Annotated in this window: 4 protein-coding genes, 1 tRNA gene and 1 pseudogene; 1 reads left to right on the top strand and 5 read right to left on the bottom strand. The window is 66.4% G+C overall.

Annotation, left to right across the window (positions count from 1 at the left end):
• Positions 1–12: 12 nt before the first annotated feature.
• The 4 genes from QOD90_RS04330 to QOD90_RS04345 form a co-directional block, all read right to left on the bottom strand.
• A complete protein-coding gene (locus tag QOD90_RS04330) occupies positions 13–1,215 on the bottom strand; it encodes an ISAzo13 family transposase (RefSeq protein WP_526347028.1) in 1,203 nt (400 codons plus the stop codon).
• 38 nt (positions 1,216–1,253) lie between these two features.
• Entirely contained in the window at positions 1,254–2,018 is a 765-nt protein-coding gene (locus tag QOD90_RS04335; RefSeq protein ID WP_526347030.1) for a DUF3800 domain-containing protein, read from the bottom strand.
• Positions 2,019–2,127: 109 nt separating this feature from the next.
• A complete protein-coding gene (locus tag QOD90_RS04340; protein ID WP_526347032.1) occupies positions 2,128–2,784 on the bottom strand; it encodes a transposase in 657 nt (218 codons plus the stop codon).
• 497 nt (positions 2,785–3,281) lie between these two features.
• Positions 3,282–4,082: a glycoside hydrolase family 19 protein gene (locus QOD90_RS04345; RefSeq protein WP_526347034.1), complete on the bottom strand. Its 801-nt coding sequence runs from the start codon at positions 4,080–4,082 to the stop codon at positions 3,282–3,284.
• A gap of 372 nt (positions 4,083–4,454) precedes the next feature.
• Between QOD90_RS04345 and QOD90_RS04350 the strand changes: the two are divergent.
• Positions 4,455–4,859, top strand: a pseudogene (locus tag QOD90_RS04350) (Uma2 family endonuclease); the annotation flags it as partial.
• 295 nt (positions 4,860–5,154) lie between these two features.
• Here QOD90_RS04350 and QOD90_RS04355 read toward each other — a convergent pair.
• Positions 5,155–5,228, bottom strand: a tRNA-Ile gene (locus tag QOD90_RS04355).
• Positions 5,229–5,280: the final 52 nt, after the last annotated feature.

Below are 5,280 nucleotides of genomic sequence, written 5' to 3' on the forward strand. Positions count from 1 at the left end.
AGGAGGCGTAGATCAACAACCTTGGGGTTTGATGGTGTAGTTCCATTCGCCGTGGAATGCGTCGGGGGTGAGGTTGACGGCTGCCAGTTCGGCGTCTGGAACCTTGATTGCGCGGGGATAGGCGTTCTCGTCGAGCTGGGCGTAGACCTTGAGTCCTGCGGTCGAGGTGGTCGCCCCGATGAGTGACACGACGGCCTGGCGGGAGACCAAGGGCTGGCCGCGCCAGTTGCGGGCGATGTAGCTGAACAGCTTGTGCTCGATCTTGTTCCACTTGCTCGTGCCGGGCGGGAAGTGGCAGACCGAGATCGACAGGCCGGTCTCGTCGGCCAAGCACTGCAGCTCGGTCTTCCACAGGCGGGTGCGGTTGCCGTTGGAGCCGCCGCAGTCGGCGGTGATCGTCAGGGTCTTGGCAGCGCGGTAGCGGGTGCGGCCGAGGTGCTCCCACCAACTGCGGATCGACGCGACCGCGAATTGCGCGGTGTCGGCGTCGATCCCGACGCTGACCCAGCCCTCGTCGAGCGCGATGTCATAGACGCCGTAGGGGTTGACCTTGCCCAGCTGCTCGTCTTTGAAGTCATGCACGCGTACGGGGACCGGGTCGCCCTTGGGGCGCCATTCGCGCCCGCCGTTCTTGAAGTCGCCGACGAGTTCCTTCTTCTTGGTGTCGACCGAGATCGCGGGCTCGCCTCGTGCCAGCGCCGACGCGACCGTGGCGTTGATATGACGAAACTGGGCGTCGCGGTCGGGGTGCTTTGAACCCTCTTTGGTCTTACGGTTGGCCTGCATGCTGTAGCCCAGTGCGCGCAGGTACTTGGCGACCGACGTGAAGTGAATCTCGTGGCCCGCCTCACGCAACGCACCGGCCAGCGCGCGAACGCTCTTGGCCGTCCAGCGCAGCGGCGACTCCGGGTCGCCGCGGGCCTCGTCGGCGACCAGGCGCTCCAACACGACCAGCAATTCGGCGTCGGTCTCGCTGAGCGCCTTGCGACCCCCGCCGCGCTTGCGCACCCGACCGGCCTCCACCGCCTCCCCGGCATCGATCTCGCGCATCCCCTTGGCGACCGTCACCGGCGACATGCCGGTCGCCCGAGCCACCGCCGCGAGCCCGCCGCGACCATGCGACCGCGCCTCCGACGCAGCCCACAAGCGGCGCTGACGCTCGTTGAGCTCGCCCGCCATCGCCCGGTAGCGCTCCCCGATCGCGTGCTCATCCATCACGTCGGAGTAGTTCTACATAACCCAACCCGTTCCCTTCAGGTTATTGACCTACGCTTCCTTAGCCAGAATAGCGAGCCGCCGGGTTGGCACTCTTGCGTCGGGAACACCTTGAGACCGTACGAGGTCACTTTGGCCGCCCCACGACGGTAGAGCTTGGGAGCCAACTCACGGAGGTACCTGGCCTCCACATTGCCGTAGTCGTCCGGCTCGACAGCTCGAAAGAGCGCCGATGCGGCGCTGTCGGCCAGTTGCAGGAGTTCGATCGCGTTCGGATGGTTGATCCGGAACTGGTGACCATGGAAGGCGTTCCAGCGGATCTCCGTCGGCGAGTACGTGAGCGCCTGTCGGTAGTTGTGCAGCTTGACCGCAGGGAATCGTGTGAGGTGGGCGAACGTCACGATGGCCGGCCCGCCCCCGTTCTCGTCCACGTACCAGGAGATACGTTCGAGTAGGAGCCGCACGGCATATAGATACATCGGGTCAGCCTGCTTGATGTAAGCGAAGCCGCCGCCCGGGATCTGGCCAGCGATCTTGGTCTTGCAGACGATGACGTTCGTGATACAGGCGATCGGAAACCGTGCCGCGTCCTGGCACGCCTTGACCTTTCGCGCATGCGTCAACTTTCGGAAGTGCAGTACGTGCCCGGACTGCCGACCGAGCGTGGTTCTGAGCGTGGCCAGTGCGTTGCGGGCCGCAGCCTCGTCCTGATCGCGAACGATGACGGCCGACACGACAAAGTGCTCGGAGGAGTCGGGGTGGTGTCCTCGATCACCGGCCTCGTCGATGTAGACACGGAACACCTGGCTCCCCCCGCCTTCCAAAGAAGGGACGAACCGGAGTCGCCTGACGCCGCATGATTGCGGGTGCTGCCTGTGAAGGCAGCAGGCGATTCCTCCGCGTCCGTCCCCTCTAAGTGTTGCATGATGCGTCAAGGGTCGGACGGAACGCCGAGAGCGCGCAGCCCAGCTTGGCGAGGATCGTCAGATCGGCGTGCAGCCGCACGCGGTCGATACCGCGCACGCGCAGCGGCAGCACCGGCCATTCGTGCTTGAGCCGTCCGAACTCGCGCTCGACGGCCCCACGGCTGCTGTAGAGCGCCTTGGACCGTTTCGTGTGGCGCGGGATCAGCGGGTGCAGGCGGTCGGCCTTGACCCATGTCGACTTCGGCTGGCACTCGCCGGTCGGGCAGCGCCATTTCGTGGCCTGCCGCGTGTAGTCGGTTCCCGCGAATTTCCACTCCCCATGCTCGCAGACGCGCGGCGCGTGATCGCTGCGCTTGACGGCCGGCGTCAAGCGAAGCGGCGTCACGGGACACACGCCACGGGCGTTGCAGCCGTCGTGGATCGGGCCGTTGTCACAGCCCTTGTCCATGATCGCCGTCGCAGCCTTGAAGCCGCGCTCGCGGGTCGCGTCGAGCAGCCCGAGCGCGAACGTGGTTTCCGCGGCGCTCGCCGTCTCGACCGTCCACGCGAGCGGGAGGCCGGTGAAGACGCAGACGCGGCGTGGACCTTGTAGCCGTAGTACCCGCCGCCCTTCCGCGTCGAGACGGCCGAGCGGTGCCCCCACGATGCGTCCGGGCCCGAGGAGGTCTTGCGTTCCGGGCCGTTGCGGGAGAGGAACCGCTGCCCGTTGGCATAGGCGGGGAGGTCCGAGCCGTCAATCGCCACATCCGTTCCCATCTGCGGATGCGCGACGTGCAGCGCCGCCGTTACGGCGTCGAGGCAGACGGCGAGCATCGCGTTGTGCTCGCGCAGCCTCGAGGAACTTCCTGATGTGCGAGCGTCCGTGAGCCCCGCAGAAACCCCCGTGTTTACTGGCCCGCAGCGTTTCGCCAAACCTCCTAGGCGACGAGGACTCCGCACCACGCCTCGGGTCCGTGCCGCCATTGGCGCGATGATCTTGAGGACCATCTTCCCGGAGTTGTTTGCGCCCCCTCCGTGCCGCCGACGAGGCCTTCGGCCACCTTCACCGCTCTGGTCCCGAGGTCTGCGAAATGCTCCACGCCCTGGCCGCGGGCACGCTCCAGCTGGCCGCCGTCGCACTTGCGCGAAACCGGCGGCCGATCAGCCTGCGATCGCCTTCTCGATAAACGCGTAGCGTGCTGTGCGGTCGCCCTTGGTCCATCCCGCCGGCTCGGCCTCGGCGAGCTTCCTGATCTCTACAGCGCGCCGGATGAGCCACTGCGTTGCCTTCGTGGCCCGCGCCAGATGCGAGGGATCGATCTTCTCCCAGCCGCCGTTGCGCGACGCGCTCCTACGCTCGGTGGTGAGGATCACGATCTGCTCACGCTCGGAATGAGTGAGGACGGCCATGCGATCGCACGGAACGAGGTCAGATGCAACTGCCTTCGCCAGGTGAAAGAGTTGCTGGCGCTCGGCTAGGCCGTTCGTGCCGCCGTGGATCCAGCGGGTGAGTCCAACAAAGTCGTCCGTATCACAGAAGCTGTTGCAACCGTGATCCGTCCACCACTGCCCGGATGCGAGCTCACTGTACGGTGACAGTGAGAGAAGTTGTGGCTTCGTGACGCAATCGATGCCAAGCGCCTGGGCCATGGCGACGTAGTTGGTGCGTCCCGTGATCTGGATGCGGCCGCGGCCCTTGAAGCGCTTGCCGTCGCCGGGATATGTGTTGCCAAGATCCTTGCGGCCTTCGTACGCGGCACCGGAAGCGTACTCCTCACTCGTCCAGAAATGATCGCACTCATGGGCCCACTGCGCGAGCGCCATCGCGGCCCGCGTCGGGGTATTGATGTCATAGCGCGCAAAGGCCTCCCCCAAACCCTTGGCGATCTTTGCCGCAGCGGCGCCAGTAAGGTTCGGGCAGACGTGGCGCAGCGCATCAGCGCTAATCGACCACTCGGTCATGCGGTGACCGTAACGCCGGATTAGAGAGCGGTGTGTGAGGTCGCGCACGACCGCAGGTGACGAGTTGGGTTAGCGAAGCTCCGCTGGGTAGGTACGCGCGCGCCACTGAGTGCACCCCGGCCGCACGCCAACGCGACACGCGCGGCTCGCTACGCATCCAGTAGGCATGGGGTTCGGAGGCGCCAGCCGCGGCACAAGGGGATCGGTGCGCGGTCGCGATAGCCTTCGAGAGCCGATGGCTTTGGCCGCCGCACCCATCCACCGCCTGACCGTCGAGCAGGTCGACGGGCTCGTCGAGGGCGGCCTACTCGAGGACCGTCGCATGGAACTCGTCGATGGGATTCTGTTCGACGTGGTTCTCCGAATCCGCGGCATTCCCGAACCGTCTCGACGCTCACTCGGCATCTGTCGCGCGTGCTGCCGGACGACCTCGAACTCCTCGTGCAAGACGCGCTCTTCATCCACGACGGGTTCCTGTCGCCGGATCTGTTCGTGGCACCGTTCTCCGTTCCGCCGATCCGCCATCGCGAGGCGCTGCTGGCGATCGAGGTGACGCACACCACCCATCGGAGGGATCTCCAGAAGGTGGACGAGTACGCGCGAGCCGGCGTGCCCGAGTACTGGATGATCGACCTCGTCGACAGCGAGATCGTCCTCCACCGCGGGCCGGTCGACGGCGTCTACACCGACGTCGCACATCACCGCGACGGGATGCTTGATGTGCCGGGCGGTGGAGCCCCGGTCGATGTCGGCGCTGTGCTGTCCGCGGGCGGTTGACCGCGAATCTGGAGCGCGCCCGGGATGGGGCGGTGGGCAAGTGAGCGGTCGCCACTAGCGCGGATGGACCCCGGCGGCGGGTCGCGTGACACGACGCGTCCGGACCCGGGAGGCGACGCCGTCGCCGTTGAAGCCAACGGCCGCCGCGTGTGGGTAGCGCTCAACGGCGATCGAGGACCGCGTCGACTGGACCACTGAACCCGAGGGCGAACCTGGTGTGCGCGGACTGTGCGCGCTGTTCGAGTCGCCACTCGAACGCGAAGCGCACTGACCCCGTGGAACTCCCTGTGCGGGATGGGCGATCCAGGACTCGAACCTGGGACCTCTTCCTTATCAGAGAAGCGCTCTAACCGACTGAGCTAATCGCCCGAACGGCGGTCGAGTTTAGCGGGCGATCATGCTGCTGCGTGAGGGCGAAGGC

This window comes from Mycobacterium sp. (assembly GCF_032161845.1).
Lineage (GTDB): Bacteria > Actinomycetota > Actinomycetes > Mycobacteriales > Mycobacteriaceae > Mycobacterium.

Excerpts from the sequence above, each read along its gene's own strand:
- QOD90_RS04330 (WP_526347028.1), bottom strand. The coding sequence starts at position 1,215 with ATGGATGAGCACGCGATCGGGGAGCGCTACCGGGCGATGGCGGGCGAG.
- QOD90_RS04345 (WP_526347034.1), bottom strand. The coding sequence starts at position 4,082 with ATGACCGAGTGGTCGATTAGCGCTGATGCGCTGCGCCACGTCTGCCCG.